The 15318-nt window shown below is 28.4% G+C and carries 14 protein-coding genes; all 14 read left to right on the top strand.

All coding sequences use genetic code 11. The features are described from left to right. On the top strand, positions 1 to 608 hold a 608-nt coding region (locus Q1J48_RS07695; protein ID WP_300362431.1), incomplete at its 5' end, for an FGGY family carbohydrate kinase. Between the two features lie 148 nt (positions 609 to 756). Next, positions 757 to 2193: an NAD(P)/FAD-dependent oxidoreductase gene (locus tag Q1J48_RS07690; protein ID WP_300362429.1), complete on the top strand. Its 1437-nt coding sequence runs from the start codon at positions 757 to 759 to the stop codon at positions 2191 to 2193. A gap of 14 nt (positions 2194 to 2207) precedes the next feature. Further along, entirely contained in the window at positions 2208 to 3467 is a 1260-nt protein-coding gene (locus Q1J48_RS07685; RefSeq protein WP_300330081.1) for an NAD(P)/FAD-dependent oxidoreductase, read from the top strand. After that, positions 3467 to 3811 carry a DUF1667 domain-containing protein gene (locus Q1J48_RS07680; protein ID WP_300330083.1) on the top strand — a complete coding sequence of 115 codons (345 nt, stop codon included), beginning with the start codon at positions 3467 to 3469 and terminating at the stop codon, positions 3809 to 3811. The genes Q1J48_RS07685 and Q1J48_RS07680 overlap by 1 nt, the downstream gene beginning before the upstream one ends. A gap of 196 nt (positions 3812 to 4007) precedes the next feature. Next, positions 4008 to 4877 (top strand): RNase adapter RapZ, encoded by an 870-nt coding sequence (gene rapZ, locus Q1J48_RS07675; RefSeq protein WP_300330086.1) that lies wholly within the window; start codon positions 4008 to 4010, stop codon positions 4875 to 4877. Next, a complete protein-coding gene (gene uvrC, locus Q1J48_RS07670) occupies positions 4868 to 6640 on the top strand; it encodes an excinuclease ABC subunit UvrC (RefSeq protein WP_300362435.1) in 1773 nt (590 codons plus the stop codon). Before rapZ ends, uvrC begins: the two co-directional genes overlap by 10 nt. Positions 6641 to 6701: 61 nt before the next feature. Beyond that, complete coding sequence (locus Q1J48_RS07665) at positions 6702 to 8228, top strand: PP2C family protein-serine/threonine phosphatase (protein WP_300362426.1); 1527 nt, start codon at positions 6702 to 6704, stop codon at positions 8226 to 8228. An 8-nt stretch (positions 8229 to 8236) separates the two neighbouring features. Next, entirely contained in the window at positions 8237 to 9145 is a 909-nt protein-coding gene (locus Q1J48_RS07660; protein ID WP_300362425.1) for a DUF1385 domain-containing protein, read from the top strand. Positions 9146 to 9185: 40 nt separating this feature from the next. After that, positions 9186 to 10385, top strand: coding sequence for an FprA family A-type flavoprotein (locus tag Q1J48_RS07655; protein WP_300362423.1), 1200 nt, complete (start codon positions 9186 to 9188; stop codon positions 10383 to 10385). Between the two features lie 78 nt (positions 10386 to 10463). After that, positions 10464 to 11132, top strand: a complete 669-nt coding sequence (locus Q1J48_RS07650) for a cytochrome c biogenesis CcdA family protein (protein ID WP_367181841.1) — start codon at positions 10464 to 10466, stop codon at positions 11130 to 11132. A gap of 9 nt (positions 11133 to 11141) precedes the next feature. Next, positions 11142 to 11612, top strand: a complete 471-nt coding sequence (locus Q1J48_RS07645) for a TlpA family protein disulfide reductase (protein WP_300330096.1) — start codon at positions 11142 to 11144, stop codon at positions 11610 to 11612. A gap of 17 nt (positions 11613 to 11629) precedes the next feature. Next, positions 11630 to 12919: a hypothetical protein gene (locus Q1J48_RS07640; RefSeq protein WP_300362421.1), complete on the top strand. Its 1290-nt coding sequence runs from the start codon at positions 11630 to 11632 to the stop codon at positions 12917 to 12919. 261 nt (positions 12920 to 13180) lie between these two features. After that, entirely contained in the window at positions 13181 to 14737 is a 1557-nt protein-coding gene (locus tag Q1J48_RS07635; protein ID WP_300330102.1) for an AbgT family transporter, read from the top strand. Between the two features lie 34 nt (positions 14738 to 14771). Next, on the top strand, positions 14772 to 15318 hold a 547-nt coding region (locus Q1J48_RS07630; protein WP_300362419.1), incomplete at its 3' end, for a M20/M25/M40 family metallo-hydrolase.

Here is a 15318-nt window from a genome sequence, read left to right as displayed (position 1 = left end):
TACAATATGCTTTAGAAGGAAGTATATTTGTAGGAGGAGCAGTAGTTCAATGGTTAAGAGATGAATTAAAATTAGTAGCTGAATCAGGAGATACAGAATACTTTGCAAGAAAAGTAAAAGATAGTGGAGGAGTGTTTGTAGTACCAGCATTTGTAGGATTAGGAGCACCATATTGGGATATGTATGCTAGAGGAGCTATTTTAGGATTAACTCGTGGAGCAAATAAAAATCATATAATAAGAGCAGCTTTAGAAGCAATAGCATATCAAACAAGAGATGTATTAGAGGCAATGCAAGAAGATTCAGGAATAGAATTAAATGGATTAAGAGTTGATGGAGGAGCTACAGCAAATAACTTCTTAATGGAATTCCAGTCTGATATTTTAGGAAAAACAGTAAGAAGACCAACAGTATTAGAAACAACAGCTTTAGGAGCAGCATATTTAGCAGGATTAGCAGTAGGAATCTGGGAAAGTAAAGAAGAGATAAAAGCAAGTTGGATCCTAGACAGAGAATTTGCTCCGCAAATGGGACTTGAAGAGAGAGAAGCAAAATATGCAAAATGGAAAAAAGCAGTAGAAAGAGCAAAATCTTGGGAAGAAATTTAAAATAAAAAATAGTTGACAAAACTGAAAAAAAGGAGCATAATATATTCAAATTGAATAAAGACTAGAGTACTAGAGAGTCAAAGCTAAAAAAAGGAATGCTCCTTTTTTATCTTTGGCTCTTTTTTTTTAACTATTTAGGGAGGTAATTATGTTAGATGTTATTGTAATTGGAGCAGGTGTTATGGGTGCTGCTGTTTCTCGTGAATTATCAAAGTATAATTTAAATATCATGGTATTAGATAAAGAGAATGATGTTTCTAATGGAACAACAAAAGCAAATTCTGCAATAGTTCATGCAGGATATGATGCTAAAGAAGGAACATTAATGGCGAAATACAATGTTTTAGGAGCAGCAATGTATGGAGATTTATGTAAAGAAATAGGAGCACCATATAAAAATGTTGGTTCATATGTTCTAGCTTTTTCAGAAGAGGAAAGAGAACATGTAAAAAAATTATATGAAAGAGGTCTAACTAATGGAGTTCCAGGACTTGAAATAATAGAAAAAGATGAGATTTTAAGAAGAGAACCTAATATAAATAAAAATGTTGTAGCAGCATTGTATGCTAAGACAGCAGGAATAGTTGGTCCTTGGGAATTTACAATAAAATTATTAGAAAATGCAGCCCTAAATGGAACTGAAGTATTAGTAGATGCTGAAGTTTCAAATATAGAAAAGTTAGGAAATGGTTATAAAGTAATTTTAAAAGATGGAAGAAGTTTTGAAACAAAAATAGTTATAAATGCTGCTGGAGTATATGCAGACAAGATAAATGATATGGTTAGTAAAAAACATTTTGATATTCATCCAAGAATTGGTGAATATTATGTATTAGATAAAGTTCAAGGAAAATTAACTAATTCAGTTCTTTTCCAATGTCCAACAATAATGGGAAAAGGAATATTAGTAACTAAAACAGTTCATGGAAATATTATGGTTGGTCCAACAGCAGAAGATGTAGAAAGTAAAGATTATGTAGGAACAACAACTCATGGATTAGATGATATAAGAAGACAAGCAGAAAAAACAATTTCAAATATAAATTATAGAGATAGTATAAGAAACTTTACAGGAATTAGAGCAGAATCAAGTACAGGAGACTTTATAATAGGTGAAGCTCCTGATGCAGAGGGATTCTTCAATATAGCTGGGACAAAATCTCCAGGACTTTCTTCAGCTCCAGCAATTGGTGTTGATGTAGCAGAGATGATAGTAAAAAAATTAAATGCTACTAAAAAAGAGAAATTTAAACAAAATAAACCTCAGATACATTTTATGGAACTTAGTCCAGAAGAAAAAGCAGAACTTATTAAAAAAGATCCAAGATATGGAAGAATAATTTGTAGATGCGAAGGAATAACAGAGGGAGAAATTGTTGATGTTATTCATAGAATGGTAGGAGCTAGAACTGTTGATGGAGTTAAGAAAAGATGTAGACCTGGAACTGGAAGATGTCAAGGTGGTTTCTGTGGCCCAAGAGTTCAAGAAATTTTAGCGAGAGAGTTAGGAAAAGAATTGAACGATATAGTTTTGGACAGAAAGGGTGCTTATATTCTTACAACTGAGACAAAAGTTTCTAAATAGGGGAGGACGAGGAAATGAGATATGATTTAGTAGTAGTAGGTGGAGGACCAGCAGGTTTAGCAGCAGCGATAGAAGCTAAGAAAAATGGAATAGATAGTATATTAGTTATAGAAAGAGATAAAGAATTGGGTGGAATATTACAGCAATGTATCCACAATGGATTTGGATTACATGAATTTAAAGAGCAATTAACAGGGCCAGAATATGCAGGAAGATTTATAGACCAATTAAAAGAGATGAATATTGAATATAAATTAGATACAATGGTTTTAGACGTAACTAAAGATAAACAAGTTCATGCGATTAACTCAACAGATGGATATATGTTAATAGAAGCTAAAGCAGTTATATTAGCAATGGGTTGTAGAGAGAGAACAAGAGGAGCCATAGGAATACCGGGAGAAAGACCAGCAGGAGTATTTACAGCAGGAGCAGCACAAAGATTTGTAAATATGGAAGGATATATGGTTGGTAAAAAAGTTCTTATTTTAGGTTCTGGAGATATAGGACTTATTATGGCAAGACGTATGACACTAGAAGGAGCAGAAGTAAAAGCAGTTGTTGAATTGATGCCTTTCTCAGGAGGACTTGCAAGAAATATAGCTCAATGTTTAAATGATTACAATATTCCATTATATTTAAGTCATACAGTTATTGATATTCAAGGAAAAGATAGACTTGAAAAAGTAACAATAGCAAAAGTTGACGAAAATAGAAAACCAATTCCAGGAACAGAAAAAGAGTATGAAGTAGACACACTACTTTTATCAGTTGGACTTATTCCAGAAAATGATATTTCAAGAGCAACAGGAGTAGAGATTGATGGAAGAACTTCAGGAGCAATAGTAAATGAAGCAATGGAAACAAATATAGAAGGAATATTTGCTTGTGGAAATGTACTGCATGTTCATGACTTAGTAGACTTTGTTAGTGCTGAGGCAAGAAAAGCAGGTTTAGCAGCAGCTAAATATATAAAAGGGCAGTTAACAAATGGAGAGTATATAGAACTTAAAAATGGATTTGGTATTGGATATACAGTTCCACAAAAAGTAAGAATAAATAATATAGATAAAGGTTTAGAAGTATTTATGAGAGTTAGAAATATCTATAAAAATATGACTCTTCAAGTTAGAGATGGAGAAAATGTAATTTTGAGTTTGAGAAAACCACATGTAGCACCAGGTGAAATGGAAAAAATAATGATACCAAAATCTAAATTAGAGTTAATAAAAGGTAAAGAAATTGTTGTAGAACTTGTAGGAGGGGATAAATAATGAAAAAAGAGATGATATGTATTGTTTGTCCAATGGGTTGTCATTTAACAATAGATACTGAAACATTAGATGTTAAAGGAAATACTTGTCCAAGAGGAGCAGAATATGCAAAAGAAGAGTTAGTTGCTCCAAAAAGAGTAATAACTTCAACTGTAAGAATAACAGGAGGACTTCATAAAAGAATGCCAGTAAAAACAGATGGAGCAATACCAAAAGATTTAAACTTTAAATGTATGGAGGAACTAGCTAAAATAGAGTTACAATCACCAGTAAAAACAGGAGAAATAGTAATAAAAAATGTTTTAGGAACAGGTATTGATATAGTAGCATGTAAAGATATGTAAAAATAATTAACTCCCAAGTTAATTTGGTGGAAGATGAATTTGATTTCGTTTTCCGCCATTTTTATTTTGTAAAAATTTAATAAAAAATATTAAAATTAATAAGAAAAAATGAAATAAAATTTTTTATTTATTAAAAAAAAGTGTTATAATAAATAGATAAAATATTATATTATTGTGTAAAAAATTGGAGGAAGGTATGAAGGTAATAATAGTAACAGGTATTAGTGGAGCTGGGAAAACAACTGCATTAAATATACTTGAAGACGCTGGATATGTTGCTATGGATAATCTATTGTGTTCAATGGTTGTTTTTCTTTTACAGAATTTAGATAAAGAGGATTCAAAATTAGGAATAGAAAAATTAGCTTTGGGGTTGGATAATAGAACTATACATACTTCTGAAGAGTTTACAACAATATATAACTGTTTAAAAAGTTTAAATATAAATTTTGAAATAGTATTTTTAGATTCATCTGATGAAGCTATATTAAAAAGATATAGTTTAACTAGAAGAAGACATCCAGTAAATGGAACAACATTACTAGATAGTATAAAAAAAGAAAAGATAACTATGTCAGAGGTAAAGGAAAAATCAACCTTTGTTATTGATACAAGTGAAACCACTGCAAAAGAGTTAAGAGAGGAACTTCTAACTATCATAAATAGTAGTGATGAAGGTTCTATCAGTGTTCATATAGAGTCTTTTGGATTTAAATATGGTGTTCCTGTGGATAAGGATTTGGTTTTTGATGTAAGGGTATTACCAAACCCATATTATATCAGTGAACTAAGAAGTAAAACAGGAAATGATAAAGAAGTTTATGATTATGTGATGAGCTTTAAAGAATCAGAGGAATTGTACCAAAAGATTTATGATATGGTGACTTTTTTATTGCCTCTTTATAAAAAAGATAATAAACAACATCTATCGATAGGAATAGGATGTAGTGGTGGACAACATAGATCAGTATCTTTTGTAAATAGATTGGCTAAAGATTTAGAAAAAATAAAAGAGATTAAAGTTTTAAAAAAACATAGAGAAGGAGAAAAATTACACTGGACATAAAAAAATATAATATTCCAGAGATGCCTGGAGTATACTTAATGAAAAATAATGGAAAAGTAATATATGTTGGTAAGGCAAAAAATCTAAAAAGAAGGGTTTATTCATATTTTTTTAGAGAACACGAAGACGAAAAAACAAAAAATCTTGTGAAAAATATAGAGGATATTGAAACTATTATTTGTAATAGTGAGATAGATGCTTTTGTTTTAGAAAATAATCTTATAAAAAAATATATGCCTAAATATAATATCTTGTTGAAAGATGAAAAAACATATCCATATATAAAAATTAGTAAAGAGAAGTTTCCAAAAATAAGTATAATAAGAACAACAAGGGCGTTGGATTTAAAAACAGGAGAATATTTTGGACCCTATCCTCAAGGGGCTTGGAATTTAAGAAAGATATTGACAAAACTCTTTAAGATAAGAGATTGTAATAGAGATATGGAGAAAGAATCTCAAAGACCTTGTCTTAAATATTATATGAAGATGTGTGATGGACCTTGTAAATTTAAAAATATAGAAAAAGAATATAAAGAAAATATTGATAATGCTATAAAAATTTTAAAGGGAAATGGAGAAAATGTCATCAGATATTTGGATGAGAAAATGAAAAAAGCATCTGAAGAGATGAGATTTGAAGAGGCCATCCTATATAGAAATCAAAAAAAAGAGATAACAGATATAGTGAACAATCAAGTGACAGAGTATGGAAGAGATATAGATGAAGATGTATTTTCTTTTGTGATAGATGGAGAGATTTTATTCTTGTGTGTCTTAAATATGAGAGAGGGTAAAATAATAGGTAAAATATCAAATGTAATAAAATTAGAAAATAAATTTTATAGTGATATTTTTCAAGATATAATAAGAGAATTTTATTCAAAGCACCCAATACCTAAAAATATAATTTTTCAATCTGAGTATGAAGAGAATGATGATTTAATAAAAGAGTGGTTAAAATTAAAAAAGAAAGAAGTAGTTCACACTTTCTACCCAAAGATAGATGGAAGAAGAATGAAACTTTTAGAGATGGCACTTCTAAATATCAATAAGGATATAGTAGATTACTATAACAAAAAAAGTGTAATAGAAGAGGGAATGGAAAAACTTTATAGGCTATTAAATTTAAAAAATTATCCTAGAAAGATAGAATGTTTTGATATTTCAAACACTCAAGGGACTGATCCAGTGGCATCAATGGCTGTATCAGTAGAGGGAAGAGCCTCTAAGAAAGATTATAGAAAATTTAAAATAACTTGTAAAGATACTCCTGATGACTTTGAAATGATGAGAGAGGTTATAACGAGAAGGTATTCGAAACTTGAGCCAGAAAAATTTCCAGATGTAATATTGATAGATGGTGGAATAGGACAGATAAATGCAGCTGGGGAGATTTTGAAGAAAATAGGAAGATTTGGTATAGCTGATCTTTTGAGTTTAGCAGAAAAAGAGGAATTAATTTTTAAATATGGAGAGGACGAACCTTATAGATTATCTCACTCAGATGAGGCTTTAAAAATCTTAATTAGAGTCAGAGATGAAACTCATAGATTTGGAGTAACTTATCATAGAAAATTGAGAAGTAAAAGAGTTTTGGGTAGTGAATTGGATGGTATAAAAGGTATAGGAGAGGTAAGAAAAGAGAAACTTTTAAAAGAGTTTGGAAGTGTAAAAAAAATAAAAGAATTGACAATAAATCAATTGAAAAATATTTTACCGGAAAAAGTAGCCATAGAATTGCTAGAAAAATTAAAAAAATGATACAAAAATAATTTTTTTTGTTATAATATATCTTAGGAGTAAAAATAATTTGGGGGAAAAAATGTTAATTTATTTAACTATATTAATTTTAGTAGGAATATTTATATCTTTTTTAAAAATTCAAGAAAAAGAAAATAAAAAAAATATAGAAAAAATATTAAAAAGCCTTAAAGAAAAAAAGATTTATGAAAAGATTCCGTCAGAGTTAAAAGATGAATATATGGAAACTTTACATAAAATTATTAAACAAGATTTAGAATTGGATAACTCTCTTGTGGAGCTTAGAGAATATAGAAAAGAATTAGAGGTTACTTATAATACTTTGTTGGAAAAATCTAAAAAATTAGAATATTCAAATCAAAGTTTGGAGGCTAAGGTAACAAGTCTTTCTAATATAAATGCTTTATCAAGAACAGTATTATCTATTATGGATTTAGATCATATCATTAATATAATTTTAGATGCGTATTTTGTACTTACTGGTGCAAAAAAGATATCTCTTTATTTATGGGAAGATGGAAAATTAATAAATAAAAAAACAAGAGGAGATATTAAGTTTAGAGGTGAGATAAGTTTTAGTCAAGAGGAGTTAAAAGGATTTACTTATCAAGATTATAAAAAAGTTTATGAAGATTTGAAAAAAGAATTTAAATTAAAAGAGGGGGAAATAATAATAGTTTCACCGCTTTTAATAAAAGAGAAAGAGTTTGGAGTAATTTATATAGTTGAAGATGAGGATAGATTTACTTCAAATGATGAGGAAACCATATCAGCTCTTGGAATACAGGTTGCAATTTCAATAAATAATGCAAAAATGTATGCAGATTTAAGAATAAAAGAAAGAATCTCTCAAGAGCTAGAGGTAGCTGCAAGAATTCAAGAAAAGATTCTACCAGAAAAAATAACAAATGTATTTGGACTTCAAGTTGAAAAGTATTTTGATCCTGCCAAAGAGATAGGTGGAGATTATTATGACTATTCGAAAATAGACGATGAAAACTTTTTAATTACAATAGCTGACGTAAGTGGAAAAGGAGTTCCAGCAGCTTTTTTAATGGCACTGGGTCGTTCTATTATGAAAACTTTAGAAACACAAAAACTTTCACCAGCAATGACTTTAAAACTTCTTAATAAAATTATATATCCAGATATAACAGAGGATATGTTTATAACAATGCTTCATAGTAATTTTAACTATAAAACAAAAATATTAACTTATTCAAATGCAGGGCATAATCCTTTAATTGTGTATAGAGCAAAATCTGATCAAATAGAGTTACATACAACAAAAGGTGTTGCAATTGGATTCTTAGATAGTTATAATTATAAAGAGAATCAATTAAAACTAGATAAAGGTGATATAGTAATCTACTATACAGATGGTATAACAGAAACAGAGAATCACGAAAAAGAATTATTTGGAATAGAAAGATTGAAAAAGGTTATTTATGATAATAAAACAAAAGAACCAAGTCAAATAAAAGATATTATTTTAGATGAGATAAATATATTTAGAAAAGGTTATCAACAAGTTGATGACTTGACTTTTGTGATAATAAAAAATACAGAGGCTGAAATAACAGAATAGGAGAATATATGGAAAAGAAATGTAAAAATGTAGGGGGACAGGCTGTTATAGAAGGGGTTATGATGAGAAATGGATCCATGGTAGCCACAGCAGTAAGAAAACCAAATGGAGAGATCGTCTATAAGAAAACTCATATTTCTTCAAACAGAAAAAAATTTTTTCAATTACCTTTTATAAGAGGAGCAGTTGTATTATTTGATTCACTGGTAGTTGGAATGAAAGAGTTAACATTTTCTGCTAATGAGAGTGAGGAAAATGAAGAGGAACAATTAAGTAATAAAGAAGCTGTGATGACAACACTGTTTTCTTTAGCTTTAGGGATAGGACTTTTTATAGTACTTCCTTCAATAATCAGTACTTTTTTATTTAATGGAAATAAAGGGTACACAAATATATTTGAAGGAGTTTTAAGATTAGTTTTATTTTTAGGGTATATTTGGGCTATATCTTTTTCAAAAGAGATAAAAAGAGTTTTTGAGTATCACGGAGCCGAGCATAAAACAATATATGCTTATGAAAATAATAAGGAACTTACACCAGAAAATGCACAGGCTTTTACAACTTTACATCCTAGATGTGGAACAAGCTTTTTATTAACGGTTATGTTGATAGCAATTATGGTTTTTAGTTTAATAGATTATATTTTACCAACACCAAATACAGTTTATATGAAAATTTTAATGAGAGTGGTATTGAGAGTTGTAATGATGCCACTTATAGCAGGAATTTCTTATGAATTTCAAAGATTTTCAAGTAATCATTTAGACAATTTTTTTATCAAAGCTTTAGCTTATCCGGGGTTAGCTTTACAAAAGATAACAACTAAAGAACCAGATTTAAAACAATTAGAAGTTGCAATAGTAGCTATGAAAGTTGCTCTTGGTTTAGAAGTAGAGAATGCTAGAGAAACAAAATAAGTAATTTAATATTTAAATATATAAGTATATAGGAGGAAGAATGTATAACACAAAAAAAATTACGGATGATCTTTTTTATATAGGTAGTGATGACTATCGTTTAACTTTATTTGAAAATATACATCCAATTCAAAAAGGAGTATCATATAATTCTTATTTATTATTAGATGAGAAAACAGTTCTTTTAGATACTCTTGACTGGTCAAAAGGAGAGGAATTTTTAGCTAAGATAGAACAAGTTTTAGCAGGAAAAAATTTAGATTATATGGTTATACACCATATGGAACCAGACCACGGAGCAATGATAGGAGAGGTCTTATTACGTTATCCACAAGTAAAAGTAATAGCTTCAAAACAAGCTTTTGTATTTATGAAACAATTTGGATTTAAATTAAATGAAGAAAATATGTTAGTAGTAAAAGAGGGAGATAAAATTTCTTTTGGAAAACATGAATTAGCTTTTGTGGGGGCACCAATGGTACATTGGCCAGAAGCTTTAGTAAGTTTTGATACTACAACAGGAACTTTATTCAGTGCTGATGCATTTGGAAGTTTTGGAACTTTATTCGGAAGAATATATGATGATGAGTTTGATATAGAAAAAGAATTATTAGATGAAATGAGAAGATACTATACTAATATAGTTGGAAAATTTGGAATGCCAGTTCAAACTTTATTAAAAAAAGCAAGTGGACTAGACATTAAAATGATCTGTCCTTTACACGGACCTATCTGGAGAACAAACTTAGGTTTATTATTAGATAAATATAATAAATGGAGCACATATGAAGCAGAAGAGAGAGGAATCTTGGTAGTTTATGCTTCAATGTATGGAAATACAGAGAGAGCAGCAGCATCTTTAGCATCTAAGTTAGTTGATAAAGGAGCTAAAAAAGTAGTAGTATATGATGTTTCTAAAACAGATATATCTACATTAATTTCAGAAACATTTAAATATTCTCATTTAGTATTAGCGTCTCCAACTTATAATGCAGGAGTTTTCCCATTAATGCACAACTATTTAGAAGATATGAAAGCATTAAGCGTACAAAAGAAAACAGTTGGTATAATTGAAAACGGAACTTGGGCTTGTAAAGCTGGTGAAGAGATGATAAAAGCTCTTGGTGAAATGAAAAATATGACTATTTTAGAAGAGAGAGTTAAGATCCTTTCTTCAATGAACGAAAAAAATGCAGAAGAGATGGATAAATTAGCAGAAGCTCTTGTAAAATCTTTATAATAAAATATTAGAAACAAAATAATAATAAAATAAGGTTGCCTATTGAAAATAGTCAACCTTTTTTAAAAAAGGAGGGAAATTATAGTTTACATATCAGTTTTTTTAGGAGGAATTTTATCTTTCTTTTCTCCCTGCATATTGCCAGTTATACCCTTATATATAGGTTACCTTTCTGGAGGTAATTTAGAAAATAAAAAAAATATTATTATAAATACTATTTTTTTTACATTGGGAATATCTTTTTCTTTTGTGATTTTAAGTTTTGGTTTTTCAACAATCGGAATTTTACTTCAGGAATATAGAGAGATAATCAGTAAAATTTCAGGGGTCTTAATTATTTTGTTTGGACTTTTTCAATTGGGATTTTTAAAAATATCATCTTTAGAAAGAGAAAGAAAACTTTTTATAGAATTTAAAAAGATGAATCCTTTTATAGCACTTCTACTAGGTTTTACTTTTAGTTTTGCTTGGACACCTTGTATAGGTCCAACACTTTCAAGTATATTGATCACAATAACTTCACTAGAAGAGGTTGCTAATGGTTATATTTTGATGGGAACTTATACTTTAGGTTTTATACTACCATTTATTTTAACAGGTATTTTTAGTACATATTTACTAAAATTTTTTAGAAACAATATGAAAGTTATAAAATATACAACAAAAATAATGGGAGTACTATTGATTTTATTGGGAATATTGACTTTTACAGGAAAATTAAATGAGATTATAGGTTATTTAGTTTAAGGAGGAAAAATGAAAAAAACGATAGCTATTTTATTTTTAATCATTTCAACATTTACATTTGCTAGAAAAGCCTCTGATTTTTCATTATCAGATCAGTACAATGTAACTCATACAATATCTAACTATAAAGGAAAGATAGTATTTTTAAATTTCTGGGCAACTTGGTGTCCACCTTGTAAAAAAGAGATGCCAGATATAGAGGAATTATATAAAGAATATGGAGAAAATAAAAAAGATATCATTATCCTAGGAGTAAATAATGAGGATAGCGAAAAGGTAAAAAACTTTTTAGAAAAAAATAATTATAGTTTTCCAACTGTTTCAACAAAAAATAATGATATACTAAGAGAGTATAGAATTTCAGCTTTTCCAACAAGTTATTTAATAGGAAAAGATGGAGAGGTTGAAGCCTATGCAGTGGGTTCTCTAACAAAGGAACAGATAAAAGAAGCCATAGAGGAACTTGTAAATAAAAAATAAGAGTAGAAGGGTAAAGAATGAAGATAGGAATAGTAGGGGTTTCAGATTCAGTAAAGAAAATTTATAAATTATTATCTCAAAAATATAAAGATATAGAGTTCGTTTTAATAGAAGAGGAAAGAATTGAAAATATGTTAAAATATATTCAAGATATTTCTCAAGATGTTGATGGAATTTACTTAACAGGGATAGGGGTATATTATAGTCTTATCAATAGCAAGACAATTGAGGTAAAAAAGCCAGTATGCTATGTAAAACGTGGAAGTATTGGTTTAATTAAAAGTTTTTGGGATTTTCAAAAAGATAAACCTTATAATATAAAAGATAATTTAAAAATAGGGATAGATGTAGTAAGTGAAAAAACTTTTTTAGAAGTGATAAAAGAATTTGAAATAGATATTAAAAGCTATTTTTATCAAAAATATGATTCTGATAAAACAGAAGAAGAGTATTTAAAAAATTATCTAGAGAAATATGAGAAAGGTGAGATTAATTGTGTATTTACAGCCTTTGGATATATCTATAATTTTTTAATCAAAAATTCAATACCAGCTTATAGAATACAAGCAACTGATATGGAAATAGAAGATGAATTTATTTCTCTTTTAAATAATATAAAGTATCTTGAAGATAAAAGTAGTAAAATAGGTGTAAAAATATTAAAAGTATTTTCAGATGAAAAAAATTTATATAGAAATAATTTGAAAAATAAATTGGAAGTAGAAAAAGAATTATCAGAATATAGTAAAGAGGTTGAAGGAAATCTTCAAGTTTGTGATGAAAATGAGTATATGATAATTTCTAATATAGAGCTTTTAAAAGACAAAGAAAATTTAAAAAAAATTTTTAAACTAAAAGAGATTTTAGAAAATAAATATGGAAAATTGGCTGTTGGAATAGGAGAGGGAAATACTTTATTTCAAGCAGAGAGAAATGCAAGAAAGGCATTAAAGTTAAGTTTTTCTAAAAATGAAGAGATTTTTTTATTTGATGGAGAAAATGTGAGAGGTCCATTACTAGCTCAAAATGAATTGGAATATAAAAATATTTCAGATGAAAGAATAAAAAAAATTTCAAATGAAATAGGAGTTAGTTCGTTGTACTTAGAGAAAATAAAAAGCATGATGAAAAGACAAAATAAAGATAGTTTCACCAGCGAGGAAATATCAAGTATCTTAAATATAACTCAAAGAAGTGTTAATAGAATTTTAAAGAAAATAATTGAAAAAAATTATGCTGAAAATATAAGGACAGAAAATTCATTAACAGCAGGAAGGCCAAAAAGAATAACAAGATTTAATTTCTAATAAAACCCATAGATAGTATTTTAAATATTATCTATGGGTTTTTTATGCTGACTTATTAGTCTAAAATTACAAAAATAAAAATAATTAAGTAATTTTTTTTCTTTTTAAAAGTATAAAAATGATTCTATAATAATTAAAATGTTTTAAAATAGATTGATTTTTTATTTTAATTATGATATTATTATTAAAAGTCCTATTAAAGACATGGAGAGGTGCTTAAGGATTTTGCAATTCCAAAAATTAAAATTATGGAGGAGAGAGATGAGAAAAGAAAGTAAGGTAGGAAAATTTATAAAAATTGTAGAAAAAATAGGAAATAAATTGCCAGATCCATTTATGTTATTTGGTATTTTTGCAATTTGTACTTTGATAATTTCAGTATTTTTATCAAAAATGAATATTGAAGGCGTAATGTTAGACAGAGCAACTGGACTACAAAGTACAGTAAGAATTGAAAATCTTTTAACTTTTAATAAAATGAGAGATATCCTTTCAAAGTTTCCAGATGTATATATTAATTTCCCATCACTAAAAATTGTTTTATTGATGATGATAGCAATAGGGATAGTTGAAGAAGTTGGATTCTTTGATTCTATTATGAGAAAGTATTTATTAAAAGCTCCAAAGGGTCTGATCACTTTAGTATTTATTTTTGCTTGTATCAACAGTAATATAATGTCAGATGCTGGAGTTATTTTAACTTTAACACTTGGAGGAGTTGTTTTTTCTTCAATAGGAAGATCGCCACATCTTGGAATTATTTTAGGATATGCAGCTTGTAATGGAGGGTACTGTGCAAGTCTTTTAGTATCAAGTTTAGATGCACTTCTTTCAGGAATAACAGAACAAGTTATAAAAGATTCTGGATTTAATATGACAATAAGCCCACTTAGTAACTATTATTTTATGGCTGTTGCAACATTTACTTTAACAATTTCTTTAACAATTTTTACAGAAAAATTTATAATGAAATTATTTCCTGAAGAGGAAATTGATGCAAGTCAATTAGAAAAATATAAGGTTACAGAAACAGAAAACAGAGGATTAAAATTTAGTTTTTATGGATTGATGATGTTTGTGGTTGGAATGTTAGTGCTAAGTGTACCAAAAAATTCTTTCTTTAGAAATGATATGGGAGAGTTTTTACCAAAATCACCACTACTATCATCAGTGGTATCACTGTTATTTATCTTCTTTATTGTTATAGGAGTTTCATATGGAATAGGGGCTAAAAAAATAGAAAAATCTAAAGATATAGCTCGCCTATTACAAACAGGGGTAAAAAAATGTGCCCCACTACTTGTAACATTTTTAACTTGTGCCTTATTTATGGAGTTTTTAAATAAAAGTAATATTTTAAAAATAATTGCTATAAAGATGGCAGACTTAATAAAATCAGCCAATGTTGGTCCATTACCACTATTAATTTTAGTAATTATATTAACAGCATTGATGAATCCATTTATGACTTCAGCATCAACAAAATGGATATTACTAGCTCCGATTGTAGCTCCAGTATTTGCTATGATAGGTGTTAATCCAGCATATGCTCAATTAGCTTATAGATTAGGGGATTCAGCAACAAATATAATTTCACCTTTACATCCAGCAATAACAGTTATTTTAGGATTGATGTTAGAGTATAATCTAGCAAAGGAAAAAAGAACAGGTATAAAACAACCAGAAGCTGGATTCGGAACTATATTTGCTTTGACTTTACCATACTCAATAGTTATATTACTTACATTAACAATTCAATTAATAATATGGTATTTCTTAAATTTACCAATAGGAATTGGAATGGGAAACTTTATATAAAGTTTAATTTGGTTAAATGATTAGGAGGAATAAAGTGAATAAAGAAAGATTAGTAAATAGTTTTTTAGAAATGATAAAAATATATTCACCTTCAAAAAAAGAGGGAGAATATGCAAAATATTTAGTTGAAGAACTAAAAAAAATAGGAATGGAGATCTATTTAGATAAGGGGTATGAAGTTTATGGTGGAGATGCTCCTACAATAATCGGAAAATTAAAAGGAAATATAGAGGGAGAAGGGGTAACTTTAGCAGCTCATATGGATGTAGTTGAACCTTGTAATAATATAAACTATATTGTAGAAAATGGAATTATAAAAACAGATGGAACAACTACATTAGGTGGAGATGATAAAGGGGGAATAGCAAGTATCATTGAAGCTTTAAAAGTTATAAAAGAAAATAATATTTCTCACGAAGATATATTTGTAGTATTTACTCCTTGTGAAGAAGCAGGAATGCTTGGAGCCAAAAATGTAAATTGGAATTTAGTTCCAGAAAATATGAAACCAGCAAAAGATATGATAGTTGTTGATAATGCTGGAAGAGCTGGAATAATTGCACACACAGCTCCAGCAAAAT

Origin of the sequence: Fusobacterium sp., assembly GCF_029258315.1 — a bacterium.
Taxonomy (GTDB): Bacteria; Fusobacteriota; Fusobacteriia; order Fusobacteriales; family Fusobacteriaceae; genus Fusobacterium_B.
Note: the sequence above shows the minus strand (reverse complement) of the source record. Positions and strands in the feature narration are given on the sequence as shown.

Coding starts and splice junctions, on each gene's coding strand:
- Q1J48_RS07685 (WP_300330081.1), top strand. CDS start 2,208: ATGAGATATGATTTAGTAGTAGTAGGTGGAGGACCAGCAGGTTTAGCA.
- Q1J48_RS07680 (WP_300330083.1), top strand. CDS start 3,467: ATGAAAAAAGAGATGATATGTATTGTTTGTCCAATGGGTTGTCATTTA.
- Q1J48_RS07635 (WP_300330102.1), top strand. CDS start 13,181: ATGAGAAAAGAAAGTAAGGTAGGAAAATTTATAAAAATTGTAGAAAAA.
- Q1J48_RS07655 (WP_300362423.1), top strand. CDS start 9,186: ATGTATAACACAAAAAAAATTACGGATGATCTTTTTTATATAGGTAGT.
- rapZ (WP_300330086.1), top strand. CDS start 4,008: ATGAAGGTAATAATAGTAACAGGTATTAGTGGAGCTGGGAAAACAACT.
- Q1J48_RS07640 (WP_300362421.1), top strand. CDS start 11,630: ATGAAGATAGGAATAGTAGGGGTTTCAGATTCAGTAAAGAAAATTTAT.
- Q1J48_RS07660 (WP_300362425.1), top strand. CDS start 8,237: ATGGAAAAGAAATGTAAAAATGTAGGGGGACAGGCTGTTATAGAAGGG.
- Q1J48_RS07690 (WP_300362429.1), top strand. CDS start 757: ATGTTAGATGTTATTGTAATTGGAGCAGGTGTTATGGGTGCTGCTGTT.
- Q1J48_RS07645 (WP_300330096.1), top strand. CDS start 11,142: ATGAAAAAAACGATAGCTATTTTATTTTTAATCATTTCAACATTTACA.
- Q1J48_RS07665 (WP_300362426.1), top strand. CDS start 6,702: ATGTTAATTTATTTAACTATATTAATTTTAGTAGGAATATTTATATCT.